29 protein-coding genes and 2 tRNA genes are annotated in these 25,990 nt (G+C 69.0%); 16 read left to right on the top strand and 15 right to left on the bottom strand.

Annotated elements, in window-relative coordinates; all coding sequences use genetic code 11:
- Positions 1–22: 22 nt before the first annotated feature.
- Positions 23–96, top strand: a tRNA-Ile gene (locus G127AT_RS07715).
- Between the two features lie 215 nt (positions 97–311).
- Here G127AT_RS07715 and G127AT_RS07710 read toward each other — a convergent pair.
- From G127AT_RS07710 to G127AT_RS07690, 5 genes are all read right to left on the bottom strand, one after another.
- A complete protein-coding gene (locus G127AT_RS07710) occupies positions 312–1,019 on the bottom strand; it encodes a hypothetical protein (protein WP_210901616.1) in 708 nt (235 codons plus the stop codon).
- A 304-nt stretch (positions 1,020–1,323) separates the two neighbouring features.
- On the bottom strand, positions 1,324–2,064 hold the full coding sequence (locus tag G127AT_RS07705) for an ABC transporter permease (RefSeq protein WP_210901614.1): 741 nt from the start codon (positions 2,062–2,064) through the stop codon (positions 1,324–1,326).
- Entirely contained in the window at positions 2,061–2,783 is a 723-nt protein-coding gene (locus G127AT_RS07700) for an ABC transporter ATP-binding protein (protein ID WP_210901612.1), read from the bottom strand. Before G127AT_RS07700 ends, G127AT_RS07705 begins: the two co-directional genes overlap by 4 nt.
- Complete coding sequence (locus tag G127AT_RS07695; RefSeq protein ID WP_210901610.1) at positions 2,780–3,460, bottom strand: hypothetical protein; 681 nt, start codon at positions 3,458–3,460, stop codon at positions 2,780–2,782. The genes G127AT_RS07700 and G127AT_RS07695 overlap by 4 nt, the downstream gene beginning before the upstream one ends.
- Positions 3,457–3,879, bottom strand: coding sequence for a hypothetical protein (locus G127AT_RS07690; RefSeq protein ID WP_210901608.1), 423 nt, complete (start codon positions 3,877–3,879; stop codon positions 3,457–3,459). Before G127AT_RS07690 ends, G127AT_RS07695 begins: the two co-directional genes overlap by 4 nt.
- Before the next feature lie 131 nt (positions 3,880–4,010).
- Between G127AT_RS07690 and G127AT_RS07685 the strand changes: the two genes are divergently transcribed.
- Positions 4,011–4,083, top strand: a tRNA-Ala gene (locus tag G127AT_RS07685).
- A gap of 365 nt (positions 4,084–4,448) precedes the next feature.
- Here G127AT_RS07685 and G127AT_RS07680 read toward each other — a convergent pair.
- Complete coding sequence (locus G127AT_RS07680) at positions 4,449–5,645, bottom strand: MFS transporter (RefSeq protein WP_210901606.1); 1,197 nt, start codon at positions 5,643–5,645, stop codon at positions 4,449–4,451.
- A gap of 57 nt (positions 5,646–5,702) precedes the next feature.
- Between G127AT_RS07680 and G127AT_RS07675 the strand changes: the two genes are divergently transcribed.
- Positions 5,703–6,068: a MerR family transcriptional regulator gene (locus G127AT_RS07675; protein ID WP_210901604.1), complete on the top strand. Its 366-nt coding sequence runs from the start codon at positions 5,703–5,705 to the stop codon at positions 6,066–6,068.
- Positions 6,069–6,210: 142 nt separating this feature from the next.
- Here G127AT_RS07675 and G127AT_RS07670 read toward each other — a convergent pair whose 3' ends face one another.
- On the bottom strand, positions 6,211–7,491 hold the full coding sequence (locus G127AT_RS07670; RefSeq protein WP_342344065.1) for an MFS transporter: 1,281 nt from the start codon (positions 7,489–7,491) through the stop codon (positions 6,211–6,213).
- A 119-nt stretch (positions 7,492–7,610) separates the two neighbouring features.
- Here G127AT_RS07670 and G127AT_RS07665 point away from each other — a divergent pair, with 119 nt between their 5' ends.
- Positions 7,611–7,928: an ArsR/SmtB family transcription factor gene (locus tag G127AT_RS07665; protein ID WP_210901600.1), complete on the top strand. Its 318-nt coding sequence runs from the start codon at positions 7,611–7,613 to the stop codon at positions 7,926–7,928.
- Between the two features lie 165 nt (positions 7,929–8,093).
- On the opposite strand, the gene G127AT_RS07660 is transcribed toward G127AT_RS07665, so the two are convergent.
- Positions 8,094–8,567 carry a MarR family winged helix-turn-helix transcriptional regulator gene (locus G127AT_RS07660; protein ID WP_244857838.1) on the bottom strand — a complete coding sequence of 158 codons (474 nt, stop codon included), beginning with the start codon at positions 8,565–8,567 and terminating at the stop codon, positions 8,094–8,096.
- Positions 8,568–8,597: 30 nt separating this feature from the next.
- On the opposite strand from G127AT_RS07660, the gene G127AT_RS07655 reads away from it, so the two are divergent.
- The 7 genes from G127AT_RS07655 to G127AT_RS07625 all read left to right on the top strand — a co-directional run bounded on the left by G127AT_RS07655 (position 8,598) and on the right by G127AT_RS07625 (position 14,615).
- On the top strand, positions 8,598–9,680 hold the full coding sequence (locus G127AT_RS07655) for an NADPH-dependent FMN reductase (RefSeq protein ID WP_244857836.1): 1,083 nt from the start codon (positions 8,598–8,600) through the stop codon (positions 9,678–9,680).
- 111 nt (positions 9,681–9,791) lie between these two features.
- Positions 9,792–10,568 carry an alpha/beta fold hydrolase gene (locus tag G127AT_RS07650; protein ID WP_244857834.1) on the top strand — a complete coding sequence of 259 codons (777 nt, stop codon included), beginning with the start codon at positions 9,792–9,794 and terminating at the stop codon, positions 10,566–10,568.
- 171 nt (positions 10,569–10,739) lie between these two features.
- Positions 10,740–11,528: an amino acid ABC transporter ATP-binding protein gene (locus G127AT_RS07645; protein WP_280527615.1), complete on the top strand. Its 789-nt coding sequence runs from the start codon at positions 10,740–10,742 to the stop codon at positions 11,526–11,528.
- A gap of 71 nt (positions 11,529–11,599) precedes the next feature.
- Positions 11,600–12,436: a glutamate ABC transporter substrate-binding protein gene (locus tag G127AT_RS07640; RefSeq protein ID WP_210901932.1), complete on the top strand. Its 837-nt coding sequence runs from the start codon at positions 11,600–11,602 to the stop codon at positions 12,434–12,436.
- Between the two features lie 131 nt (positions 12,437–12,567).
- Positions 12,568–13,269, top strand: a complete 702-nt coding sequence (locus tag G127AT_RS07635; protein ID WP_210901598.1) for an amino acid ABC transporter permease — start codon at positions 12,568–12,570, stop codon at positions 13,267–13,269.
- A complete protein-coding gene (locus tag G127AT_RS07630) occupies positions 13,266–14,135 on the top strand; it encodes an amino acid ABC transporter permease (RefSeq protein WP_210901596.1) in 870 nt (289 codons plus the stop codon). Before G127AT_RS07635 ends, G127AT_RS07630 begins: the two co-directional genes overlap by 4 nt.
- Positions 14,136–14,171: 36 nt before the next feature.
- A complete protein-coding gene (locus G127AT_RS07625; RefSeq protein ID WP_210901594.1) occupies positions 14,172–14,615 on the top strand; it encodes an NUDIX hydrolase in 444 nt (147 codons plus the stop codon).
- 100 nt (positions 14,616–14,715) lie between these two features.
- Here the strand turns inward: G127AT_RS07625 and G127AT_RS07620 are convergent, their stop codons facing one another.
- Together G127AT_RS07620 and G127AT_RS07615 are read right to left on the bottom strand one after the other, a co-directional pair.
- Entirely contained in the window at positions 14,716–14,955 is a 240-nt protein-coding gene (locus tag G127AT_RS07620; protein ID WP_210901592.1) for a hypothetical protein, read from the bottom strand.
- A gap of 518 nt (positions 14,956–15,473) precedes the next feature.
- The gene (locus tag G127AT_RS07615) at positions 15,474–15,959 is read right to left on the bottom strand and encodes a DNA helicase (protein WP_210901590.1); all 486 of its coding nucleotides are present in this window, start codon (positions 15,957–15,959) and stop codon (positions 15,474–15,476) included.
- A 162-nt stretch (positions 15,960–16,121) separates the two neighbouring features.
- On the opposite strand from G127AT_RS07615, the gene G127AT_RS07610 reads away from it, so the two are divergent.
- A complete protein-coding gene (locus tag G127AT_RS07610) occupies positions 16,122–16,661 on the top strand; it encodes a peptidylprolyl isomerase (protein WP_210901588.1) in 540 nt (179 codons plus the stop codon).
- 6 nt (positions 16,662–16,667) lie between these two features.
- Positions 16,668–17,549, top strand: coding sequence for a rhomboid family intramembrane serine protease (locus tag G127AT_RS07605; protein WP_244857832.1), 882 nt, complete (start codon positions 16,668–16,670; stop codon positions 17,547–17,549).
- Positions 17,550–17,636: 87 nt separating this feature from the next.
- Here G127AT_RS07605 and G127AT_RS16375 read toward each other — a convergent pair whose 3' ends face one another.
- On the bottom strand, positions 17,637–18,074 hold the full coding sequence (locus tag G127AT_RS16375; RefSeq protein ID WP_425305891.1) for a cell division protein CrgA: 438 nt from the start codon (positions 18,072–18,074) through the stop codon (positions 17,637–17,639).
- Here G127AT_RS16375 and G127AT_RS07595 point away from each other — a divergent pair.
- The 3 genes from G127AT_RS07595 to G127AT_RS07585 are packed head-to-tail and all read left to right on the top strand — an operon-like array spanning position 17,959 to position 19,582.
- Positions 17,959–18,786: a class E sortase gene (locus G127AT_RS07595; RefSeq protein ID WP_210901584.1), complete on the top strand. Its 828-nt coding sequence runs from the start codon at positions 17,959–17,961 to the stop codon at positions 18,784–18,786. The genes G127AT_RS16375 and G127AT_RS07595 overlap by 116 nt on opposite strands.
- 2 nt (positions 18,787–18,788) lie before the next feature.
- A complete protein-coding gene (locus tag G127AT_RS07590; RefSeq protein WP_210901582.1) occupies positions 18,789–18,947 on the top strand; it encodes a hypothetical protein in 159 nt (52 codons plus the stop codon).
- Positions 18,944–19,582: an anthranilate synthase component II gene (locus G127AT_RS07585; protein ID WP_210901580.1), complete on the top strand. Its 639-nt coding sequence runs from the start codon at positions 18,944–18,946 to the stop codon at positions 19,580–19,582. Before G127AT_RS07590 ends, G127AT_RS07585 begins: the two co-directional genes overlap by 4 nt.
- Positions 19,583–19,666: 84 nt before the next feature.
- Here the strand turns inward: G127AT_RS07585 and pknB are convergent, their stop codons facing one another.
- From pknB to G127AT_RS07565, 4 genes are read right to left on the bottom strand one after another with little or no spacing between them, the layout of a single operon-like run.
- On the bottom strand, positions 19,667–21,370 hold the full coding sequence (gene pknB, locus G127AT_RS07580) for a Stk1 family PASTA domain-containing Ser/Thr kinase (RefSeq protein ID WP_210901579.1): 1,704 nt from the start codon (positions 21,368–21,370) through the stop codon (positions 19,667–19,669).
- A gap of 37 nt (positions 21,371–21,407) precedes the next feature.
- Positions 21,408–23,129 carry a protein kinase domain-containing protein gene (locus G127AT_RS07575; RefSeq protein WP_210901577.1) on the bottom strand — a complete coding sequence of 574 codons (1,722 nt, stop codon included), beginning with the start codon at positions 23,127–23,129 and terminating at the stop codon, positions 21,408–21,410.
- Entirely contained in the window at positions 23,126–24,589 is a 1,464-nt protein-coding gene (locus G127AT_RS07570; protein WP_210901575.1) for a peptidoglycan D,D-transpeptidase FtsI family protein, read from the bottom strand. The genes G127AT_RS07575 and G127AT_RS07570 overlap by 4 nt, the downstream gene beginning before the upstream one ends.
- A complete protein-coding gene (locus tag G127AT_RS07565; RefSeq protein WP_244857933.1) occupies positions 24,586–25,989 on the bottom strand; it encodes an FtsW/RodA/SpoVE family cell cycle protein in 1,404 nt (467 codons plus the stop codon). Before G127AT_RS07565 ends, G127AT_RS07570 begins: the two co-directional genes overlap by 4 nt.
- Position 25,990: the final 1 nt, after the last annotated feature.

Here is a 25,990-nt window from a genome sequence, read left to right as displayed (position 1 = left end):
ATCTAGCACTCGGCCGATTCTCGGGGCTATAGCTCAGGCGGTTAGAGCGCTTCGCTGATAACGAAGAGGTCCCAGGTTCAAGTCCTGGTAGCCCCACTCGAAACGGGAACCCCCTGTCCGCATCGCGGACGGGGGGTTTCTCGTTCGTATTCGAGTGTCCGCCGGTTCTTGCCCGGCGTGTGCGTGGGGTGCTCGGGTGGAGCGTGTGGCGAGGGCGGCGTCGCACCGCATCGTGGATGCGGGTGATGCGCCGCGCGGGCCGATGCGGGGAGTTTGAGGCATCGCCTTGCCTCGGGGTGGATGCCCCGGGCTCAGAAGGGCGGGGCGGTGACGACGTAGGCGTTCCGCAGGAGGTACTCGAACGTCGGATGCAGCGAAGCGGCGTCAGGGCATTCGGCGTAGGCGACCACACCCTGGTCGGAATCCGTGAACACCCGCGTCATGATCAGGTCGCTGATACCTTCGCTGCGCTCCTTCGGCACCGCGATCAGATCCATGCGCCCACGGTTCGACCCGTGTTCGGCGGCGATCGAGGCATCGGCCGTCTCCTCGAAGGCGAACGACCTTCCCAGCAGGCTTCCCGCCCAGCGAAGGCTCCGCTCCCGGTCGCCTTCCTCAGCATCCGGCGCGGGCAGTTCCACACCGCCCGACGTCACCCAGACCGAGCAGCCGGTCTGCTCATTGCGGTACCCGTCCGTCCCGAACTCCGGACGCTCCGCGCCGAAAGACCAGTCCGTGCCGCGAGTGAAGCTGACATACGGGATCTCGCCCTCCGGAAGCGGCATATCCCAGTCCAGATCGCGTCGCTCCGCCGCCGCAGCCGGTTCAGCAGGCGGCTCGGCGTCCGGCTCGACCGAGGCCGGCCCCTCGCCCGGCGTCTCCGGCACCACGGCGGCGGCGACCGGCTTCCCGAGTTCGGCGACGGTCGAGAACCCGCGCGCGAAAGCCCCCACGACGACCCAGCTGCTGACGGCGGTGGCGATGATGCCCAGGACGCCGAGGAGCGCCAGCACGAGCACGAGACGGCGCTTCGACGTCGGCCGCACCCCCGTCGAAGCCTGATCCGGGGGTTCCGGTGCGGACGGGTTCGGGGCGTCATAGTCGGTGGTGCGGGGTCCTTCGAGCGGCATGGGATCATCCTCACGGTCGGGAGTCTCGGTGAACTCCGAGCGTATGGACGAACCCCGCTCCGTCGAGGCGAGAGCGACGAATCTGTGGATGGCGACGGCCTGCGACGCGGCTGTGGAGGAGCAGTGGCGGATCCACCGCAGCCGCACGCGGACCACCCGCAGGCCGGACCCGCAGGGCGGAGCCCGCCGCCGATCAGCGCCAGCGGAACAGGCGGATGGCGAGGAGCGAGCAGATCAGCGCCCAGGCGCCCATGACCAGGATGGGCGCAAGCGTCGCGGTGCCCTCGTACCAGGCCGACGTGAGCGACTGGCTCATCGCGCCGAGCGGCGTGAATCCCGAGACCGTCCGCATCGTTTCGGGCATCGTGTCGCCCGGCGTCCACACCCCGGCGGTGTAGAGCGATGCGATGAAGACGAGCATCCCGATGCCGTTCGCGGCCTGCGGACTCGGCGCCCGCGCCGCGATGATCGAACCGACCGCCATCATCGTCACCGCACCGAGCGCGATGATCGCGATCACGAGCACGAGGTTCCGCGGCACCGAGGCACCGAACGCGAGGAAGGCGAACGCTCCGGTCACGGCGACCGCGGCCGCATACGACAGGATGCTCACGATCCACTGTGCGAACAGCACGCGCGGTGCGCCGACGGGCGTGACGTCCAGGCGTCGCAGCACGCCCAGCTGCCGGTAGCCGGCGATCGCCGTCGGGTAGTTGATGACCGCCACGCTGAGCAGCGCGACCGTGAACGCGATCGGGATGAGCAGGTCGATCGTGCGCAGCGAACCGCCCGCCATCGGCTCGTTCATGCCCGGGATGACGAACCCCTGCAGGACGAGCAGCAGCGAAGGCAGCAGCAGCGCCATGAAGACGCTCGTCGGGGTGCGTGCGAAGAGACGGAGTTCGGTCGCGGTGAGGGTACGGAGGGCATTCATGCGCGATCGCTCCGGTCGTGTGCATCGAGATAGGTGACGTAGGCGTCTTCGAGGGTGCGCGCGTCGCCGCGCAGTTCGGCGGGAGTGCCGATGAACTTCGTCCGGCCCGCCGCGATGATCGTGAGCCGGTCGCAGAGTCGCTCGACCTCGTCGAGCGAATGCGAGACGAGGATGACGGTGACGCCGCGGGCCTTGACGCGCTCGACGAGCGCCCACACCTCACGGCGCGCCTGCGGGTCGAGCCCCGTGGTCAGCTCGTCGAGCACCACCACCTCGGGCGAACCGATGAGGGCGAGGGCGATCGACAGGCGCTGCTGCTGCCCGCCGGAGAGTTTGCCGAAGGGCCGCCTGCGGTGCTCGCGGAGGCCGACGGCTTCGAGCAACTCCCCGATCGGCTGCGGGTTCGCGTAGAAGGATGCGTACAGTCTCATGGCCTCCTCGACCCGCAGTGCCGCCGGCAGCACGGCGGACTGCAGCTGGTAGCCGACCTTCTCGCGCACCGTGGCGCGGTCGGCGGCAGGGTCGACGCCGAGCACGCGCACCATGCCGGCATCCGGGGTGATGGCCCCGGTCAGGCATTCGACGGTGGTGCTCTTGCCGGCCCCGTTCGGGCCGAGGATGCCGAACACTTCGCCCGGCTCGACCGTGAACCCGACGCGATCGACGGCGACGAGCTCGCCGAACGTCTTCCGCAGCGAGGTGACCTCGACGGCGTTCATGCGACGGCCGCATCCCGTCGGCGCGAGGCGAGACCGGTCACAGCCCACCACCCCAGCTGCACCAGCACGATGATCACGGCGCCGAGCACGGCGGGCATAACGAGGTCTTCGCCCCAGCCGGCCCGAACCCCGAAGGCCGCCACGAGTGCGACCGCCACCGCGACGCCCGCGACGAGGAGCGCCATGCGCCACCCGGAGCGTCCGCGCAGGACCGCGACCACGAGCTCGACGATCTGCAGGAGGACGATGCCGGCCCCCGACCCGACTGCGTAGGCGACGACCTCGTCGGGGAGCGGATGCGTCTGCAGCGAGATGAGGACGGCGAGCGCGATGACGACGAGGGCCGCCGCATCGATCGCGGCCGCAGCCGTGCTCCACGGCTCGCGGGTCCGGTCCTGGCGCTTCCGCGGAATGTGCTCCCAGGCGCGATTCGTGAGCACCCGGCCCACGAACACACCGATGAGCAGCACGCTGAGCGCCGCCGCAGCGACGCCGAAGACGTTCCCGCCGATCGCCCACACGAGGGCTCCGACGGCGACGACCACGGGGATGGAGCCCACCCGGCCGAACCACCACCCGCGGACATACGGGTTCCGGGCTTCCGGCAGGTCGACGGGGTGCACGTATCGCTGCTCGGCGATATCGGGCAGCGCGACGGATTCACGCAGTTCGTTCATGATCCACTCCAAGGGCTTCGTTCGAGATAGTCGGGATCGACGTGCGGCTTCGCGAGGCCGTACACCTTCTGGCGGGCCACGCCGAGCGCCTCGGCGACGGTGACGGCGCTGTACTCGTCGAGCAGGCCGTCGATGCTCAGTCCGCGGATGCTCGCGGCGCGTGCGACGAGGTGCGACATCAGGGCGCCGACCTCCGCGGCGATGAGCGCGACCGAGCGGAGCCCGCCGAACGCATCGGCCCACTCGTCGTCGCCGGCCGCAGCCGCCGCGTACAGACGGTCGCCCCCGTCCGCGAGGTGCGGCGCGAGGTCCCCGGGGGTGACGCCGGCCGCTTCGAAGCGGGCGATGGTCTCCCGCACGACGAGCTCGCCGTCGCGCACGCGGTGCGCGAGCACCCGCATCCACTCCGGATCGTTCATCCTTTGTCACCCCTGGGGTTACCGTTCATGGGATCAGCGTGGCAGGCGCTCTGCGTCATGTCAACCCCGGGGTGACAGGTATCCTGGACGGTCCGAGCGACTGCGGCCATCCGCTAGAATCGATCGGGCACGGGGCCTTAGCTCAGTTGGTAGAGCGCCTGCTTTGCAAGCAGGATGTCAGGAGTTCGATTCTCCTAGGCTCCACGTAAAGTTGAATGTTCGAACCCTGCCCCGCATCATTGCGGGGGCAGGGTTCTTGCGTTGGTTTGCTCGGTTTTGAGGAGGTCGATCGGGAATACGACGACGCCGACGTGCAGACCGCCCGGCAGATCGTCGCGCTGTCCGAGGCGGGCTCACGCTCCTTGCCATCCGCACCGTGCTGCCGTGCGCGGCATCCGACGGCGCGGCTCTGCGCGCGTGCCCGGTGGTCGCCCCGGAACTGCGCGCACAACTCGATACGATCCGGGAGCGTATCGCGACACTCTCCAACAGCGCCGAGGCCATCCAGCGCTACCTGGATGGACTCACCTCGCACACGGAAGAAAGCCTCGCGCAATAGCCGACTCGGTTCAGGGCGGCGCATCTTTAGGCCCTTTCTGTCGAACGGTGAGGCAGGCCACAGCGAGCGCCGCCGCAACAGCTCCGACCCCGAGACAGGGAAGCCGGGCGGCCGCGAGGCCCGCGCTCAGGGCGAAACCGCCGAGGGAACCGGCTGCGGCGATGCCGATGTTGAACGCCGAGCTGTTGACCGCGAGCGCAAGGTCAGGGGCGATGCCTGCCGCGTGCGTGGCGATCCAGGTGTTCAGTGGCGGGAAGGTTGCGAAGTAGGTCAGGCCGACGAGCGCCAGTCCGATCACCGCTCCGAGGCGGCTTCCGGCCAGCAGGCCCGCGATGAGCAGGGCGATTCCAGTGGCGGTGAGGGTGACGAGGAGTGCCCGCGCGAGTCTGTGGTCGGCGAGTCTGCCGCCGATGACGTTCCCGGCCAGGCACGCGGCCCCGTAGACCAGGAGCAGCGCGGCGACCGCGTTTTCTCTGATACCGGTACCGGTAAGGAAAGGCAGCGCGAACGCGAGGAGCGTCATCGCGCCGAGTCCGGTAAGCGCGCTCATCGCGACGCCACCGAGCACGCTGCCACGTGCCAGCACCCGCAGAGAGCGCCAGCCCGCCTCACCGCGCGGGGCACGATCGTCGGGGAAGACGACCAGCATGATCGCCGAGGTCGCGACGACCAGGGCGGCGATGAACGCGAATGCCCACTGCCAGTTCCAGGCTTCGGCCAGGGCATTGCCGATGGGCACGCCGATCACGGTCGCGATACCGAGGCCGAGCGTGATCCGCCCGACCGTGCGATCTCGCTGACCGTCGGGGGCGAGACGGATCGCCGTGAGCATGAACGACACGAGCACGGAGGTGTGCAGCGCGCCCGTGACGATCCGCGCGATCAGCAGCGCCGGAAACGACGGCGCGAAGACCGCGAGCACCGTGCCCGCCGCATAGACCACGAGCGCGGACAGCGTGAGCACGCGCAGCGGTATACGAGCGGTCAGGAGCGAGAGAACGGGGCCGGCGATCACTGCGGTTCCCGCGTAGGCGGTCACGAGCAGACCGATACTCGATACTGACACCTCGAATGCTTCGGACAGGCGGGGCACGATCCCCACGATGACGTTCTCGGAGGTGCCCAGCGCGAATGCGCCGAGGATGAACGCGAATGAGAGCAGGTGCGGTACTCCGGCCGGGCGGGAGACAGGGGTCGATGCGGGCATACGTTCGACGCTAAACTCTGACATTGATGTGAGAGTCAAGTCGTGGAGGGAGGGCAGATGCGGATCGGTGAGCTGGCGAAGCGCTCGGGTGTGAGTGTGCGGTCGCTGCGCTACTACGAGGAGCAGCGCCTCCTGCACCCGACGAGGATGCCCAGCGGCTATCGGGTCTACGAAGACACGGATGTGGTGCACGTGCAGCGCATCCAGGCGTTGCTTACGGCGGGCTTGAGCACCCGCAAGCTCGAACGCATCCTGCCGTGCATGCGCCAGCACGACGCAGGCCTCGCCCTGTCTTGCGGTGACCTCTACGACGAACTCATCACCGAGCGCGCGGAACTGTTGGCGCGAATCGACGCGCTGCGCGCATCGGTGACCGCCCTGGACGCGGTGATCGAGGCCAGCCCGCGACCTGTCTCGGTGTAGCGGGCGTATCCTCCCGAACTCGAGCGATAAGGAAAAGAAGGTGGATGCGCAGATATCGAAGCTGAGGAAGCGCGACGATCTCGCGGTCCGAGCGGCGAGTGCTGGCACCAGCGACCTACTTCTCCTTGGGCGGTACGCATGACTACTGCTCCCCAAGCTGCTCTCCCAACGCAGGCGTGCGGCTGACAGCGCGGGTGAGTGCGAAGAATACGATGCCCAGCACGATGACGATCCCGATCATGGTGATCCCTGCGGCGAGCAGTCCGTCGTGGTAGATCCAGGGGTGACCGTGCTCGCCCGACGCGACGAGCTGTCCGCTCCGGCCTGGGAGCGCGGTTGTGACGACTGTGGCGAGGATCACGGCGAAGAGGGCGACGAAGACGGCTTCGGAGCCGATGCGGAACAGGTTGATGACGCCGGAGGCGGCTCCGGCTCGTTCAGCGGGCACGGCGGCGAGGGCTTCGGCGTCGACGATGCCGAGCGGGAGGCCGAAGCCCAGTCCGAGCAGGATCATCGGAGCAACACCGAGCGCGACCGGCAGGTCCGGCCGTAGCAGCATGAGCACCCCGACGCCGCCGAGGATGAGGCATGCGAAGGATGCCGCGACGATCCCGGTCGGTGTGATGCGGGTGCGTTCCAGGACCCGGTGCACGAGAACGGGTGCGATGAGCACCGGGATCGTCATGATGAGCATGAGCGCTCCGGTGGCTCCGGCAGCGAGGCTGTGGATCGCGCCGAGCGCGCTGGGCAGGTAGGTCAGGAACGTGACGAACCCGATCGCTCCCGCCATCGGCACGAGCGTCATCGTGAGGAACTTCGGAGCCTTCAACGCGGAGAAATCGAGGATCTGGCGCAGCGACGTGTTCGCGCGCCCGAGCAGCGGAAGCCGCATCGATCCGACAAGGGCCAGGAGCAGGACGATCGTGTGCGCGGCGAAGATGCCGCGCCACCCCCACGCCGACATCAGCAGGCCGGAGAGCGCGGGGCCTGCGGCGAGACCGAGGCCGTTGATCGTGCCGAACAGTGCGAACGCCTTCGCGCGGTCAGCGCCATGAAACAGATGGCTCAGGATGGGTGCCGCGCCGGTGAGCACGGCCGCCGAGCCGATACCCGCGATGACACGGCCCGTGTCGAGGAGGGCGATGTTCGTGGCGAAGGTGCTGAGGACGCCGCCGAGCGCAGCGATGACGATGCCGATCTGGAACGAGCGGGTGTACCCGATGCGATCGGAGCACACGCCCCAGACGATCGTGCAGACCGCGAAGGCGACGTTGAACCCGTTGACGACCCACTGCAGCGGCGTCGGACTCGCCCCGAGCGTGGACGCGATTTCGGGCAGCGCGACGGCGGTGCCTGAGATCGAGAGCGGGATGACGAACTGGGCGAACAGGATGACGGCGAGCATTAGTCGAGGTCGTGGCACGGGCATTCCTTTGGTTCGATAAGCAACTAAGGTTCGATGTATAACGAACCTAGATTGACACGACCATGAGGTACGATACAAGTCGAACCTTTGATGCTGGACGGAGACCGAGTGTGACGATGCCGAAGAGCAAGGATGGCGTGGAGCCTGACGAGATCGACCTCGGTGCGGTGCTGTCCGCGCTGGCCGACCCGCACCGACGCCGTGTGATCCACGACCTCGTCAACGACGCCGACGGCAGCGAGCGCTCCTGCACGAGCTTCGGCCTCGACGTGTCTAAATCCACCCGCAGCCACCACTTCAAAGTGCTCCGCGAAGCGGGCCTCGTGCACCAGGTCGACCGGGGCAACCGCAGCGAGGTCACCCTGCGCAGGCATGACCTCGACGCCCGCTTTCCCGGACTCCTCGAATTGATCGGCCGAGAGTCTGCTGTGTGACTCTGCGCAGAGCGAGGTCAGCTACCGTTCCCGCCCCTGGGGATCGCGCAGCCGCGATCGCGCAGCCGTTGCGCGAGGCGCTGACAGCGGATCTGAGGGTGCGCTGAGATTGCCGATCTCAGGTGTGGGGCAAGGTTCGAACACTGTCGCGCTACCTCCACGGTTTCAGGCGTGACCCGATCCGCCGGCGAGTTTCTCCGCGATGCGGATCAGGTCTTCGAGGTCGCGTTCGTCGAGGCGGTCGGCGAAGCGGCTGCGCACGGAGGTCAGATGCACCGGCGTCGCCTCGCGCAGGGCGTCACGGCCGAGGCCGGTGAGGATCAGGAGGCACCCGCGCCCGTCGTCCGGGTCGGGGGCGCGTCGGATCAGGCCCCGCTCCTCCATCCGACTCGCATGTCGGGAGAGCCGGCTTCTCGACCAGCCCATCTTCGTCGCCTGGGCGTGCAGGGTGCTCGTGGTCTCGCGGCGCTCGACCAGGGTGCTGAGGACCTCGTAGTCCGGCGCCGAGAGGCCGGTCTCGCCGAGATCCCGAACCGTGCCGGACTGCACGGCGATCATCATGCGGCGGAAGGCGCGCCAGGCGCGCTCCTCGTCCTCGCGCAGCCAGGGGGCGGCCGAGCCCGGTCGGTTCATTGACATGTAAACATCCTATCGCCTAGCGTTGTTTACATGTCAACGAAAACGACTCGAGTCATGGTCCTCACCTGCAGCACGCGCCCCGGGGCGACCGGCCCCGCCGTCGCGGACTGGCTCCTCACCGCACTCGGCCCGGCCGCCGCGGAACTCGGCGTCGAATTCGCGCCCGTCTCGCTCGGCGAACTGGACCTCCCCTTCCTCGACGAGGAGGAGCATCCGTCGTCCGGCGTCTACCGGCAGCCGCACACCCTGGCCTGGAGCAGACTCGTCGACGCAGCCGACGCCTTCATCGTCGTGACCCCGGAGTACAACTACGGCATGCCGGCCACTCTCAAGAACGCCCTCGACTACCTGAGCGCCGAATGGGCCTGGAAGCCGATGGGCTTCGTCAGCTACGGCAACACCTCGGCGGGCACTCGCTCGGTCCAGCACGCGAAGCAGGTGATCACCACGCTCCGTCTCGTCCCGCTCGGCGAGACGATCGCGATCCGCCTCGGCGAGATGGTCGAAGACGGCCGCGTCCTCGGGACCCCCCGCCTCGAGGCATCCGCGACCCGCCTGCTCGACGAACTCGTCCGCCTCGCCCACGCCCTCGCGCCCATGCGGGAGGCGGCCCGGCCCGCCGCCCAGGCCGGGCCGATCCGCGGAAGCCATACGCGACCCATCGGCCCGGACGACGCCGGGCAGGTCATGGTGCTGCAGCGCTGCTGCTGGGTCGACGAGGCACGCGCGAACGCCACCCTCGAGCTGGAGCCGCTGCACGAGAGCCTGGCGGATGTCGAACGCTGGCTGGCCGAATGGACGACGACGGGCCTCTGGCTCGACGGCCGGCTGATCGGGATGTTCCGCACCCGCCTCGACGGACGTACGGGGCACATCGGCCGGCTCGCCGTCGTGCCCGACCTCCGCGGCCGGGGAATCGGCCGCCGGCTCCTCCGCCGGGCGATCGCCGAACTCGAGCCCGACTGCGACCGCCTCGAGCTCAGCACCGGCTCGGGCAGCGAGGGCAACCTCGCCCTCTACGCGAGCGAGGGCTTCGAGCGGGAGGCGGAGGAGGACGGCGTGGTCCGCCTGGGCAGGATCGTTCGCTCGGATGCCGGGAGCCTCGCCTCCTGAGGGTCGGAAGCCCGTCGCGGGAATCCCGGGATACGTATCGGAGAATCCCTTCTGGTCTCCGGAGGGCGACTCCGGCAGGATTGGACCCGAAACCACAGGGGAGGGTGTGTCATGGGGGGAATTCAGCCATCCGACGCGCGAGACATCGCGGAGAGCCACGACCGCATGTGGTGCGCCGACGGCGGTGACGGCGAGGTGCTCCTGATGCTGCATCCGGGCGGCACCGATGCGCGGGCGCTCGGCCCCTTGCGTGCTGAACTCATCGAGGACTACCGCATCGTCACCCCCGAGCAGCGCGGTCACGGCCACACCCCCGACCGTGACGGCGAGTGGCACTTCGCCGACATGGCTGCCGACACCGCGGCGCTCCTCGACGGGATGGAGGTCGGCCGAGCCCACGTCTTCGGGTGGAGCGCCGGTGCGATCGTCGGGCTTCATCTCGCGCTGTCGCGGCCCGAGCTGGTCGCCAGTCTGGTCTTCGGCGGCGCCCCCTTCCACGTCGAAGGGTGGCGGGCCGGGGTGCTGGACGGAGAACCACCGGCGTTCATGGCCGACGCATACGCCGAGGTGTCGCCGGACGGGGCAGCGCACTGGCCGACCGTCACGGCCAAGTCGAACCGGATGCACGAGAACGAACCCAGGCTGTCCGAAGACGATCTCGGCACGCTGGCGATGCCGGTCCTCGTGGTCCTGGGCGACGATGACGAGGTGCGATTCGACCACGCGATCCGCATGTACGAGACGCTGCCCGACGGCGAACTGGCGATCGTACCGCGTGCCACCCACGGCCTCATCGTGGAGAAGGCGGACCTCCTGGCCCGCCTCATCCGCGACTTCCACGCCCGAGGCGACGACAACGGCGTCGCCCCGATCCGCCGCCGCCCCTGAGGCATCACGGGGCGGAGGCGGCACAGGCCGGGGTTCGGCGTCGCGCATGCAGCGCATCAGAAGAGATACGTTTCGGAAATTCGCGGACTGACGGGCGGATCCTCGTGCTTCGTTGCCATCCCGTTGCACTTCGCGCTGTTATACGAAACATAAATGCACTAGCTTCGTTCCATGCACTCCCCCGAACCGGTGTCATCCACCCGAACGGCCGCCGCTTCGAGCACGACCCCGATCGTCGAACTCGCCGGCGTCAACAAGTACTTCGGCGACCACCACGTCCTCACCGATATCGACCTCTCGGTCGCCCCCGGCGAGGTCGTCGTCGTCATCGGTCCGTCGGGGTCGGGCAAGTCGACGCTGTGCCGCACCATCAACCGACTCGAGACGATCGACTCCGGCACCCTCACCATCGAGGGATCGCCCCTGCCCGACGAGGGCAAGGAACTCGCCCGGCTCCGCGCCGACGTCGGCATGGTCTTCCAATCCTTCAACCTCTTCGCCCACCGCACCGTGCTCGACAACGTCGCCCTCGGCCCCCGCAAGGTGCGCGGTCTCGGCCGCAAGCAGGCCGAGGAACGCGCCCGCGAGCTCCTCGAGCGCGTCGGCGTCGCCGACCAGGCCCATAAGCTGCCCGCCCAGCTCTCCGGCGGCCAGCAGCAGCGCGTCGCGATCGCCCGATCCCTCGCGATGCAGCCGAAGCTGATGCTCTTCGACGAGCCGACCTCGGCGCTCGACCCCGAGATGATCAACGAGGTCCTCGACGTCATGTCCGACCTCGCCGCCGACGGCATGACGATGATCGTCGTCACCCACGAGATGGGCTTCGCCAGACGCGTCGCCGACCGGGTCGTGTTCATGGCCGACGGGCGCATCGTCGAGGAGAAGGCCCCGGCGGACTTCTTCGACGCCCCGGAGACCGACCGGGCCAAAGACTTCCTCTCCAAAGTCCTCGCGCACTGATCCCCAGCGCGCCGGGCCGGCGGCGACGCCGACGGCCCACCACCTCCCATCCCCGAAGGAGTACACACGTGATGCACACGAAGCGAATCGGCGTGGCGGCGGTCGCCGTCGCCGGCCTCATCGCACTGACCGGCTGCAGCGGCGGCGGATCCAGTGCCGACGAGGCGAAGGACGACGCGAAGACCCTCACGGTCGGCATCAAGTTCGACCAGCCCGGCATGGGCCTGAAGCAGGGCTCGGAGTTCACCGGGTTCGACGCCGACATGGCACGCGAGATCGCCGAGCGCATGGGCTACGAGGTCGAGTTCACCGAGTCGGTCTCGGCGCAGCGCGAGACGCTCATCCAGAACGGCACGGTCGATATGATCCTCGCGACCTACACGATCAACGAGAAGCGCGACGAGGTCATCGACTTCGCCGGGCCGTTCTTCGTCGCCGGTCAGGATGTGCTCGTCCCCGCCGACGCTGACGACATCAAGGGCCCGGAGGACCTGAACGGCAAGACGCTCTGCGCCGTCGAGGGATCCAACTCCACCGAGCGCCTGCGCGACGAGTACGCCAAGGAAGCCCAGCTCTACCCGGCGCAGACCTACTCGGAGTGCATCGAGCTGCTCGCCGCCGGCACCGTCGACGCCGTCAGCACCGACGACGTCATCCTCGCCGGCTATGCCGCGCAGGACGAGTACGCGGGCCAGTTCAAGATCGTCGGCAAGCCCTTCTCCGAAGAGCCCTACGGCGTCGGCATCAAGCAGGACTCCGAGCTCTGCGAGCCGATCAACGAGGCCATCGAGGAGATCCTCTCGGACGGCACCTGGGAGAAGCTCGTCGCGAAGAACCTCGGCGACTCCTACACGCCGAACGCGGAGCTGAACCCGCCGAGCCCGCGCGGGTGCGACAAGAACCTCTGATCGGGCGAGTGGATCGGCCGAGCCGGCATCCACACCCTGATCCGCCGCCGGGCGATCCCGGCACCGGGTGACGGCGATCCGCACGGGTCGCCGTCACCGCCCCACCCCCGACCCCACGAACGGTGAACACGATGGACCAGCCTGATTCCGGCATCTGGGACGTGATGCTGCAGTACGACTACTTCGGGGCGTTCTGGGTCAGCATCCAGTTGACGTTCTGGGCGGCGGTGTTCTCGTTCGTGCTGGGCACCGTGCTGGCCATCATGCGGGTCTCGCCGGTCGGCAGCCTCCGCCGGGCGGCGACGATGTACGTCAACACCGTCCGCAACCTGCCGCTCACCCTCGTCATCCTCGCGTGCTCGCTCGGCCTGTGGGGGCAGCTCGGCGTCGTGCTCGCCTCCGAGGAGTCGAGCGATTTCATCTCCACCAACAGCTTCCGTCTCGCCGTGCTCGGCCTGACGCTCTACACCTCGTGCTTCGTGTGCGAGTCGCTGCGTTCGGGCATCAACACCGTTCCGGTCGGCCAGTCCGAGGCGGCCCGATCCATCGGCCTCGGCTTCGGCCAGGTCATGGGCCTCGTCATCCTGCCGCAGGCCATCCGCGGCGCGATCACGCCCCTCGGCAACACCCTCGTCGCCCTCGCGAAGAACACGACCGTGGCGCAGGCCGCCGGCGTCGTGCAGGCCTCGTCGTTCATGATCACGGCGATCGATCAGAACGGCAACATGATCTTCCCGATCTTCGTCGTCGTCGCGATCGGCTGGGTCGCCGTCGTCCTGCCGATCGGCCTCATCACGACATCCCTCTCCCGACGATTCGGAGTCAGCCGATGAGCGACACCCACCTCCTCTTCGACGCGCCCGGCCGCCGCACGCGCCGCCGGGTCGCCGTCCTGAACGTCTTCGGCACGCTCATCGTGCTCGGCATCCTCGTCTGGGTGCTGCTCGCCCTCGGCGAGAAGGGGCAGCTGGCCCCGAGCAAGTGGGAGCCGTTCCTGCAGCCCTCCGCGTGGCTCGACAACCTGCTGCCGGGTGCGCTTCGCACCCTCGAGGCGGCGGGGATCGCAATGGTCGCCTCGATCGTGTTCGGCCTCGTCTTCGGCATGGGCCGCCTCTCGCAGCAGCGGATCGTGCGTGCCGTCTCGACGGCGATCGTCGAGTTCTGCCGGGCCGTGCCGGTGCTGATCATGATGATCTTCCTGTGGTACCTGCTGTCGTTCAACCAGATCGTCGACGGCGAGCAGTCGCCGTTCGTGGCGGTCGTCATCGGCCTCACCCTCTACAACGGATCGGTCATCGCCGAGCTCGTGCGCTCCGGCGTGCACACGCTGCCGAAGGGGCAGGGCGAGGCGGGCCTGTCGATCGGTCTCACGCCCGGGCAGACGCTCCGCAACATCCAGCTGCCGCAGGCGCTGCTCGCGATGACCCCCTCGGTCGTCGCGCAGATGGTCGTCGTGCTGAAGGACACCGCGCTCGGCTACCTCGTCACCTACCCCGAACTCCTGCGGCAGGCGCGTCTGCTGGGCTCCTCGAACGGCAACCTGCTGCCGGCGCTCATCGTCGCCGGTCTCATGTTCCTCGTGATCAACCTCGCGCTGGGGTGGCTCGCCGAGCGGCTCTCGCGCACGCTCAGCCAGCGCACCTCCGCCCCGGTCAAGACGGGTGCGCCCGTCGACGAGGAGGCCGCGCCCGTTCGCTGATGACGTGGTCCGCCGGCTCGCGGGTAGGGTGACGGGATGGATATCCGCATCGCCGCGTACGGCGTCATCATCGACGACGGGCGGATGCTGCTCTCGCACTGGAACGCGAACGGCCGCAGCGGCTGGACCCTGCCCGGCGGCGGCCTCGAGGGCGACGAGCACCCCGTCGACGCCGCGGTCCGCGAGATCCGCGAGGAGACGGGCTACGACGCCGCGATCGACCGCCTGCTCGGCATCGACCGGTCGATCATCCCCCTCGCACACCGCATCGCCGGCGACGACGACCTCTATGCGCTGCGGATCGTGTACCGCGCGCACGTCACCGGCGGCCGCCTGCAGCACGAGATCGACGGTTCGAGCGACGAGGCGCGGTGGGTGCGGCTCGACGAGATCGACCGGCTGCGGCGCGTCTCGCTCGTCGACGTCGCACTGCGCCTCGAACGCGACGAACCCGCCGACGGGGTGCCGGCCGAGGTCTGATCCGCCGGCCCTGCCGGGTGTCGAAACGGGAACCGCCCGGTGCGGGAGCGGATCCCGAACCGGGCGGTTCGTCGTGGTGCCTCGGTGCCGGCCGCCATGATCAGAGCAGCCGGTGCGGCATGGCCGCGAGCTCGATGCTCAGCCGGTCGCGGCGGAGCAGCGCCTCGGCCTCGGCCACGGCGACGACGCTCACGGCGCGGTCGCGGTCTGCGGCGCGTTCGGCGCTGCGGCGGCTCCAGGCGAGCAGCGCGATGCCGGTGCGGCGTGCCACGCGCTGGCGCAAGGCCAGGCGCACGGCGGAGCGTTGCGGCGGGTGGGTGGTGATGAACTGCGTGGTCACGTCGATTCCTATCGATGAAGGGTGGTGCGCGGATGACGGCGCGCGGGCGCGCGCCGTCGTCGGACGGTCGCCGGGCACGACGAACGTCGATGGTGCGAGAAGAAGGATCAGCGGTGGATCGCCGATCCGGCCGGGGATGCGACCGGGCGTTGCTCCGGGAACCGGAGACCGGGCGCGGGTTGCGATGCCGACGGCATCAGCGGGAGCCGGCGGCACGCGTTGAGCGCGTGCACCGAGGCACGAACGGGCACGCTCCCGAAGGACGGCGTGCGCAGCGTGCTGTTAGCAGACCCCGGCGAGGAGGATGCCGCGTGGTGTGGATTCGAATCGATACTGAATCATCGGGCTCAACTCCTCTCGTTCGGTGAAACAGGGCCAGAAACCGAGCATAGTCAGACGCGATGACGGTGCGCAAGGGTTTTCCGAAAAACGCTCCACGAAGATGCCGGAGCGCGCTCGGGCATCCACTCGGGGACGCCGGAACGACCCCGCACGGGCGGGGTCGTTCTTCGTGGAACTCAGCCTTCGGGGTTCGAGCCCGGCTCGTCGTCGGCGACCCAGAGCTCGTCGTCGGCGCGGAACGTCTGCCAGACCGCGTAGACCACCGCGGCCGCCGCGGCCACGCCGGCGCCGATCGCGAGGTAGGTGCCGAAGCCGCGCTTCTTCTTCTGCGGCGGCAGAGCCTTCGGGGCCACACGGCCGACCGTGCGGCGCACACGCGCATCCTGGGCGATGTCGCCGATCGACAGCAGCGATCCGAGGACGCCGCCGGCCGTGTTCTCGACGGTGCGGCGCGCCTGGTGCGCGGCGGGGCGCACGTATTGCTCATACCCGTCTCGAACCCGCGGCACGACCTCTTCGCGCGTGACGTTGCCGAGCTGGCGGCTCGCCTCGCGGGCGACATGATTCGCCTGCTCGAGGACGGTCTGCTGGTTGTTCCAGAGGTCCTCGGCACTGCTGCGCAGTCGCTTGAGTTCCTTCCGGCGCGTGCGTGACAGGCTCATCTCGACCTCCATCAATCGGCAGCGAACTTCCTCCATCTTGCCACCCAACGGGCCCGAATCGGGGAGAGGACTCGGCGAGATCCCAGGCAGGGGGTGCGGATCCGCCCTCCGCGGCCGTCTCGCAAGGCCTCCGCCCAGGCCCGCTATGGGAGGATGGATGCCATGGCACACCCCACCGCTGTCGCGACCATCACCACGAACCTCGGGCCGATCAAGGTCGACCTCTACGGCAACCAGGCACCCAAGACCGTCCGCAACTTCGTCGGCCTGGCCACGGGCGACATCGAGTGGACGCACCCGGCCACCGGCGACAAGAAGAACGAACCGCTCTACGACGGCGTCGTCTTCCACCGCATCATCCCCGGCTTCATGATCCAGGGCGGCGACCCGCTCGGCCAGGGCATCGGCGGCCCCGGCTACCAGTTCGACGACGAGATCAGCCCCGAGCTCGACTTCACCGAGCCCTACGTGCTCGCCATGGCCAACGCCGGCATCCAGATGGGCCGCGGTACCAACGGCTCGCAGTTCTTCATCACCGTCGGCCCGACCACGTGGCTGCAGGGCAAGCACTCCATCTTCGGCAAGGTCACCGACGCCGCCAGCCAGGCCGTCGTGGACAAGATCGCGAGCGTGCCGACCGACGGCCGCGACCGTCCGCTCGACGACGTCGTGATCGAGCACATCGCCGTCGAAGAGGTCTAACCGCCCGTGACGAACACGGCCGGCTCCGGAGACACCTGCTACCGGCATCCGGACCGGCAGAGCTATGTGCTCTGCCAGCGATGCGGGCGCACCATCTGCCCCGAATGCATGACGCAGGCGCCGGTCGGCGTGATCTGCCCCGAATGCATGAAGGAGCAGCGCGCGCAGGCGCCGAAGACGAAGCCCGCCGTGCTCACGCGCGTGCGCTCGGCCGCCGGCCGCGGTGCGCCCGTCATGACCTACGGCATCATCGGGGTCACCCTGCTCGTCTTCCTGCTGCAGTGGATCCCCGGCCTCGACATCACGAACCGGCTGCTGTTCTCACCGCTGTACGTGAGCGATGCCGCACTCGCCGGGGTCGGCGGGCTCTCGTTCGAACCGTGGCGGCTGATCACGGCCGTCTTCGTGCACTCGACGGGGTTCGTGCTGCATGTCGCCCTGAACATGTACACGCTCTGGATCTTCGGGCAGCTGCTGGAAAGCCTGCTCGGTCGGTGGCGCTATCTCGCGCTGTATCTCATCGCCGGCCTCGGCGGTTCGGTCGGCGTCGTCTGGCTCGCCGAGCCGAACTCGGCCGTCGTCGGCGCCTCGGGGGCGATCTTCGGTCTGATGGGCGCGTTCCTCGTCATCCAGCGCCGCCTCGGCGGGCAGACCACGCAGCTGTTCGTGCTGCTCGGCATCAACTTCGTGATCGGCTTCCTGCCCGGGGTCAACATCTCATGGCAGGCCCACCTCGGCGGGCTCGTGGCCGGTGCCGTGGCCGGCTTCGTCTTCATGGAGACCCGGAAGCGCTCGCAGCGCACCCTGCAGGCCTGGCTGCTCGCGGCGATCGCGGTCGTGCTGCTCGTGCTGGCCGGCCGCTACCTGTACTTCCCGCTGCTCGGCTGAGTCGCAGGGCCGCCGCCGGCGGTTATCCACAACTTCTCCACATGTGGGGAGAGTTACACGGGTGTAATTGTGGGCGTTAAGGGGGACTCAGCGCCAGCGCGTCGTCATGAGGAAGCCGATGAAGGCGATCCCGAAGCCGATGAGGATGTTCCACGGCCCGAGACCGGGCACCGGAAGCGTGCCGCTCGAGACGTAGAAGACGATGATCCAGGCCAGCCCGAGCAGCATGAAGCCGAACATGACGGGCTTGAACCAGACGGCGTTGGGAGCCTCCTCGCCGCTCGGCTGCTCCGCGCGCTCGGGCTTCGATGATTTCGTGCGTGCCATGCCGACGATTCTAGCCTGCGAGGCCGGGCGGAAACAGCGTGACCTCAGCCCCTCGCAGCGCCCGGCGGTTAGACTCGCGCGTATGTCCGACCGCTCAGACCGTGCGACCCGTCGAGCCGCTCGGGCGGCAGCGGCCGATGCCGGCGATCTCGGGGGCCGCAACGGCTCCGCCCGCCCCCGGCACCGCGTGAGCGTCATCGGCGTCATCGGGGAGCTGCTGCTGACCGCCGGGGTGCTCATCCTGCTCTTCCTCGCCTGGCAGCTGTGGTGGAACGACGCGATCATGGCCGGTCAGCAGTCCGGCTCCGCCTCCTCGCTCAGCCAGCAGTGGGATCAGGCCGCCCGCGACCCGTCCGTGCCGCCGCCGGCGCCCGAGGACTACGGCGACCCGGTCGTCAGCGACGCGAAGCTCGCCAACGCCGAGACCTTCGCGATCATGTACGTGCCCCGCTTCGGCGAGGATTCCCAGCGCAACGTCGCCGAGGGCATCGGCCTGGACGTGCTGAACAGTTCCGAGCTCGGCGTCGGCCACTACCCCGAAACGGCCCGCCCGGGCGGCGTCGGCAACTTCGCGATCGCCTCGCACCGCAGCGCCTACGGCGGCGGCATGCACGAGATCGAACAGCTCCGCATGGGGGACAAGATCTACATCCAGACCCCGGACGGCTGGTACACCTACGCGTTCCGCGACTTCGAGTACGTCACGCCGACGACCCTCCAGGTGCTCGCGCCCGTGCCGCACCAGCCCGACGTCGCCCCGACGGATCGCATCATCGCGCTCACCACGTGCAACCCCATCTTCTCCACCGAAGAACGCATCATCGCCTATGGTGTTCTGGAGTCGTGGCGACCCGCGGCCGCCGGCCCGCCCGAGGCGATCGCGGCCGACGTCGCCGCGTGGAAGGAGTGAGCGTGTACGGTGCACTCTGGCGCGTCCTCCCCGGCCCCTGGTGGGTCCGGCTCATCATCCTGCTCGCTCTCATCGCTGCCGTCGTCTGGGCGCTCTTCACCTGGGTGTTCCCGTGGGTGGACGGCATCGTGAACCCCATCGAAGTCACGGTGAACCAATGACCCGCGTGCTCGTCATCGACAACTACGACAGCTTCGTCTACACGCTGAACAGCTACCTGCAGGAGCTCGGCGCCGAAACCGACGTCATCCGCAACGACGCCGTCGGCGAGGCCGGACTGCCCGCCGCGCTGGACGCCTACGACGCGGTGCTCCTCTCGCCCGGACCCGGAACCCCGGCCGGCGCGGGCGTCTCGATCGCCGTCGTCCACGAAGCGCTTCGGCGCGGGATGCCGTTGCTCGGCGTCTGCCTCGGGCACCAGGCCATCGCCGAGGCGTTCGGCGGCGTCGTCACGCAGGCCGAGGAGCTCATGCACGGCAAGACCTCGATCGTCGAGCACGACGACGACGCCTTCTACCGGGACGTGCCGCAGCCCTTCACCGCGACCCGCTACCACTCGCTCGCGATCGTCGACGGCACCCTGCCGCCCGAGATCGTCGTCACGAGCCGCACCCCCGGCGGCGTCATCATGGGCATCCGGCACGAGTCGGCCCCGATCACCGGCGTGCAGTTCCACCCGGAATCGGTGCTCACCGAGGGCGGGTACCGCATGCTCGGCAACTGGCTCGCCGCCGTCGGACTCGAGGGTGCGCGGGAAACGGCCGCGGGCCTCGACCCGCTGCTGCGCGCCGGCTGAGCCGCACCCGCCGGCTGACGCCGCACCCGGCTGCGCGGGCGCGCGCCGGCGCTGCGGGGCCGCCCGCGGGCGGCGGCGCACCCGCTACCGCTTGCCCGTGCAGTAGCGGAGCTCGACGTCCGAATGCTGCGGCACATCGCCCGGTGCGAGCGACTGGTGCAGGACGGGGTTGCCGTCGGCCTCCTTGCAGCTCGGGTCGGCGGTCGGGATCGCGTTCAGCTGCAGGTTCGCCGCCTGCAGCACCGCGCTCGCATCCGATACCGGCTGGCCGGTGAGATCGGGCAGGGTGACGTTGCCGCTCGAGAGCACGAGGTCCACGGCGCTGCCCGCCTCGAGCGTCTGGCCCTGCTCGGGCGAGGTGCCGAGCACGATGTCGGCGGCCACCGTCGGCGAGTTCTCACGCCGCTCGGCGCCGGCCTTCAGCCCGGCCTCGCTCAGCTGCAGCTTCGCATCCTCGAGGTTCTTGTTCCGCAGGTCGGGGACCTCGACGGGCTGCGGGCCCGTCGAGACCATCACGCGCACGTTCGTCTCGAGCCCGACGATCTCGCCGGCCTCGGGCAGGGTGCGCGAGACGAGCCCGGCCTCGACCTTCTCGTCGACCTCGTCGACGCGGGTCACCGTCAGCCCGAGCTCCTCGAGCTCGGCCTTCGCATCGTCGTAGACCTTGCCGGCCAGCTGCGGCACCTCGCGGGCATTGCTCGGGATGTCGTTGGTCGGCACGAGGTTGACCGCCCAGAACATGACGGCGACCACCACGACGACGACGGCGATGATCCCCGCCCAGATCCATGTCGCCGGAGGGCGCCGCTGCGTGCGGTGCATGGTCTCGTCCTCGGCGAGCTGGCGGAGGGCGAGCTCGGAGCTCGTCAGCTGGGAAGCCGGGGCGCCGAACAGCATCGCCGTCTCATCGGCTGTGTGGCGATTCACGGGTACCCGGCCGGCCGCGGCCTCGTCGACGTCCTCGCGGAACTCCGCGGCCGACTGATACCGGGCGTTTCGGTCCTTCGAGAGCGCGCGGAGCACGACGACGTCGAGGGCCGGAGAGACCCGCGGGTTCACCTGGCTCGGCTTGATCGGCTGCTCGCTGACGTGCTGGTAGGCCACCGCGACCGGAGTGTCGCCGCGGAACGGCGGGCGGCCCGTGAGCAGCTCGAAGAGCACGACACCCGTCGAATACAGGTCGGTTCGGGCATCCACCGTCTCGCCCTTGGCCTGCTCGGGGGAGAAGTACGAGGCCGTGCCGAGGATCGCGGTCGTCTGCGCGACCGTCGTCGCCGAATCCGACACCGCCCGGGCGATGCCGAAATCCATGACCTTCACCTGACCGGCGGTGGTGATCATGATGTTGCCCGGCTTGATGTCGCGGTGCACGACGCCGGCGCGATGCGAGTACTCGAGGGCCGTCAGCACACCGTCGATGATGCGTACCGCGGCCTGCGGTTCGACCGGGCCGTCGGCGATGATGTCCTTCAGCAGCCGGCCCTCGACGAACTCCATGACGATGAAGGGCAGCTGCACCTCCTGCCCCGCGGAGTCGGTGACCGTCTCCTCGCCCGCGTCGAACACGCGCACGATCGTCGGATGCGCCATCCGCGCCGCCGACTGCGCCTCCTGGCGGAACCGCATGCGGAACGCCGGATCGGTCGCGAGCTGCGGCTTCAGGAGCTTGATGGCGACGCGTCGGCCGAGGCGCAGGTCGTCGCCCGCATGGACGTCGCTCATGCCGCCACGACCGATGAGGGCGCCGACGCGGTATCGACCCGCGATCAACCGTCCTTCATCGCTCATACGCAGCTCCGTTCACTGTTGGGCAGGGGTCGTCGGTTCAGCCGTCGCCTTCTTCGTCGCCGGGCGGGGTCGTGGGCTGAGGAGCCGCGAGCACCGTCACCGACGTCGTCGGCGAGTTCGGCGAGCTCAGCTTCCCGCAGTAGTACATGAACGACACCTCGAAGTCCTGATCGGGGGCGTCGAAGCTGAGCTCGGTCGTCGTCGGCCCGACCGGCGCGGGCGCGCTGCCGGCCGAGACGTTCACCTGGTAGCCGGAGAGCGACTGCCCCGCCGGGCAGCTCTGGGCCGGCCAGCTGACACGCACCTGGCTGCCCGGGATGACCGCGCTGGACGGGGACACGTTCGGCGCGCTGCCGGGGGCCGCGGGCTGTTCGGGGGCCGTCAGGTAGGTGAGCGTGATCGTCGTGCCCTGCTGGACCTCGCCCGAGGGGCTGACGTCGGAGACGGTGTTCTCGGCCTGCGGGTCGGTCGCGGCCGCACCCGGCTGCGCCTCGGTCGCCAGACCCATCTGCTCGAGCACGCCGCGCGCCTCGTCGATGTTCATGCCGATGAGCGCGTTGCGGTCGACCGTCACGGTCTGCGGGGCCTCGCTCGTCTCCGGCGGCTCCTCCGACTGCGTCTGCGTCTGCGTCGGGCGGGTCGCCGGCGTCGAGGTCGTCGTGGGCGACCCGTTGTTCGAGTTCACGATCAGGGCGACGATCGTGCCGATGAGCACGATCGCGAGGATCGCGATGAGCACGATCAGCGGCCACGTCCAGGGGCTGCGCTTCTTCTTCTCGCCCTCTTCCTCGCCCTCGTCGCCGGCCTCCCCGTCCTGGGCGGAGAGCACCGTCGTCGCGGCCGTCGGCGCGCCGTTCTGCCGCGGCATGAGCATCGTCGCGCCCGTGAGCGTGCCGTTCGCGCCGAGCACCGCCGGAACCGCAGCGGCTGCGGCCTGGATGTCGCCGCGTCGCAGCGCCTGCGCGGCACGCGCGAGATGCGCGGCCGACTGCGGCCGATCCGCCGGGTTCTTCGCGATGCACGCATACACGAGGTTGCGCACCGGCTCCGAGACCGTCACCGGCAGATCCGGCGGCGTCTCGTTGATCTGCGCCATCGCGATCGCGACCTGCGACTCGCCCGTGAACGGGCGACGGCCCGCGAGGCATTCGTAGGCGACGATGCCGAGCGAGTAGATGTCGGTCGTCGGGCTCGCCGGGTGGCCGGAGGCCTGCTCGGGCGAGAGGTACTGCACCGTGCCCATGACCTGGCCGGTCGCCGTCAGCGGCACCTGGTCGGCGATGCGGGCGATGCCGAAGTCGGTGATCTTCACCCGCCCGTCGGGCGTGATGAGCAGGTTGCCCGGCTTGATGTCGCGGTGGACCAGGCCGGCCGCGTGCGCGGCCTGCAGGGCCGCGGCCGTCTGCGCGACGATGTCGAGCACCTTGTCGGTGGAGAGCACGTGCTCCCGCTCGAGGATCGTGGAGAGCGCCTCGCCGGGCACGAGCTCCATGACGAGGTAGGCGCTGCCCTCCTCCTCGCCGTAGTCGAAGACGTTCGCGATGCCCTCGTGGTTCACGAGGGCGGCGTGGCGCGCCTCGGCGCGGAAGCGCTCGAGGAAGCCGGGGTCGCCGAGATACTCGTCCTTCAGGATCTTGATGGCGACCTGACGGCCGATGACGAGGTCGGTGGCTTTCCACACCTCGCCCATGCCGCCGATGGCGATCCGGGACTGCAGTTCGTAGCGTCCCCCGAAGGTCAGCCCTGCGCTCGGTCTCATTTGTTCAGCACCGCCTCTAGTACCTGTCTCGCCACGGGTGCGGCAACGAGGTTGCCGTATCCGTCCTGCCCAAGTCCCCCGCCATCTTCCACGACCACGGTGATCGCATACTGAGGGTCGTCGGCGGGGGCAAAACCGGTGAACCAGAGAGTGTACGGGTCACTCTCGCCGTTCTCCGCCGTACCCGTCTTACCGGCCACGCTGACGCCGTCTATTCTTGCATTACTCGCGGCGCCGTTCTCGACGCCGTTGACCATCATCTCGGTCATCGTCTTGGCGGTTTCCTCACTGATCGCCCGGCCGAACTCGGAACCCTGGAACGTCTCGAGCGTCGAGAAGTCCGGGGCGACGATCTTCTCGATCACGTTCGGGTTCATCACGACCCCGCCGTTGGCGATCGCGCCGGCCACCATCGCCATCTGCATCGGCGTCGTGCGCACATCCCCCTGCCCGAACGCGGTGAGCGCCGTCAGCGCATCGTCGAGCTGCTCGGTCGGGTAGACGCTCGCCTCGGTGCCCATCGGGATGTCGAACTCGGTGTTGAAGCCGAACTTCTCGGCCTGCTCGCGGATCGCGTCGTCGCCGAGCTCGATGCCGAGTTCGGCCATCGGGATGTTGCAGGAAAGGCGCAGGGCCGTCGCCAGGGTCACCTCGGCTCCGCCGCCGCAGTTGCCCCCCTCGGTGTTGCGCACGACCGAATCCGTGCCCGGCGGGGTGAACTCCGTCGGGTTCGGGAAGGTCGACTCGGGCGTGTACTTGCCCGACTCCAGCGCCGCGGCCGTCAGCACGAGCTTGAACACGGAGCCGGGAGGGTTCATGTTGCCCCCGGTGGCCCGGTTGTACAGCGGGTTCGACGGATCCGCGACGAGCGCGTCGTAGGCCCCGAGGGCCTCCTCGCCGTCGTGCACGGCGAGCGTGTTCGGGTCGAACCCGGGGGTCGAGTACATGGCGAGGATCTTGCCCGTGCTCGGCTCGGAGAGGTACACGGCGCCCCGATACCCGGCATTGGTCAGGGCATCCTGAGCGGCCTGCTGCGCGACCGGGTCGATCGTGACCTCCACCGAGGCGCCCTTCGGGTCCTGGCCCGAGACCAGCCGCAGCAGCGAATCGAAGAACTGAGAACTCGAGGTGCCGCTGAGGTACGCGTTGGCGCTCCGCTCCAGGCCCGTCGGCTCGCCGTTGACCGGCAGATACCCCGTCACGGCCGCATACAGCGGGCCGTTCGCGTACACCCGCTGGAACTGGTATCGGTCGTCGCTCGGCTTCGAATAGGCGATCGGCTCCCCGTCGACGAGGATCGGGCCGCGCTCGACGCTGTAACTCGCATACAGGGTGCGCGAATTGCGCGGATCGTCCTTCAGGTTCTCGGCCTGGAAGTACTGGATGATCGTCGAGGAGACGAACAGGGTCACGAACATCAGCATCGCCAGGATCGCGACCCGCTTGAGTTCACGGTTCATCCGTCGATCACCAGCCTCGGGTGGTTGCGGATCGTGTCGGACAGGCGCAACAGCAACGCCACGATGATCCAGTTGGCGACGAGCGAGGATCCGCCCGCCGCGAGGAACGGCGTCGTCAGGCCCGTGAGCGGGATGACCCGGGTCACGCCGCCGACGACGATGAAGATCTGCAGCGCCACGACGAACGAGAGGCCGACGCCGAGGAGCTTGCCGAAGTCGTCCTGGCCGGCGAAGCCGATGCGGAAGCCGCGGGCCACGAACAGCACGTACAGGACGAGGATCGCGAACAGCCCGCCGAGGCCGAGCTCCTCGCCGAGGCTCGCGATGATGTAATCGCTCTGGGCGACGGGGGTGATCTCCGGCATCCCGCGCCCGAGGCCCGTGCCGATCAGCCCGCCGTTGGCGAGGCCGAACAGGCCCTGCACGAGCTGATAGCTGCCGCCGGGGTCGCGATCGTAGATGTCCGGATTGAAGGCGTCGAGCCAGTTCACGACGCGCGCGTTCACGTACTCGAGCGAGCTCGCGGCGATGATCGCACCGCCGAAGAAGAGGACGAGGCCGATGAGCACCCACGAGAAGCGGCCCGTGGCCACGTACAGCATCACGAGGAACAGGCCGAAGTACAGCAGACCGGTGCCGAGGTCGCGCTGGAAGACGATGACGGCCATCGACAGGGCCCACACCACGAGCAACGGCCCGAGATCCCGCACCCGCGGGAAGCGCATGCCGAGGAACTTCGTGCCGACCATCGACAGCGAATCCCGCGCACGCACGAGGTAGCCGGCGAAGAACACCGCCAGGGCGATCTTCGCGATCTCACCCGGCTGGAACGTCGCGAAATCGCCGAAGCCGATCCACACCTGCGCCCCGTCGCGACGCTGCCCGAGGCCCGGCACGAGCGGAAGCAGCAGGAGGACGATCGCGATGAGCCCCGACAGGTAGGTGTAGCGGAAGAGCACGCGGTGGTTGCGGATCAGCAGGATCGTCACGATCGCCGCGACGATCGCGATCGCACTCCACGCCACCTGGCGGACGGCCGCGGACTCCCAGCCCGCATCCTGCTCGGCGATGTCGATGCGATAGATCATCGCGATCCCCAGGCCGTTCAGCACCGTCACGATCGGCAGCAGGAACGGGTCGGCGTCGCGCGCCACGAACCGCATCGCGATGTGCATCCCGAAGGCGAGGACCGTCAGGCCCGCCCCCAGCAGCACGAGCTGCGTGTCGATGTGGCCGAGGGCGCCGAGCTGGACGAGCACGATCGCCGCACCGTTGATGACGCACGCGAACACGAGGAGCGCGAGCTCCAGGTTCCGCAGCTTCTGCGGCAGGCGGATCCGGCCGACCGGCTTCGTCTTGGCCGCCTTCGCCCCGTTCGCCGGGCGGGGCTGCGCCGGGATC

It is taken from the genome of Agromyces archimandritae (assembly GCF_018024495.1).
GTDB classification, from domain to species: Bacteria; Actinomycetota; Actinomycetes; order Actinomycetales; family Microbacteriaceae; genus Agromyces; species Agromyces archimandritae.
The sequence above is the reverse complement of the archived record's forward strand: the minus strand, read 5'-3'. Positions and strand labels throughout refer to the sequence as shown.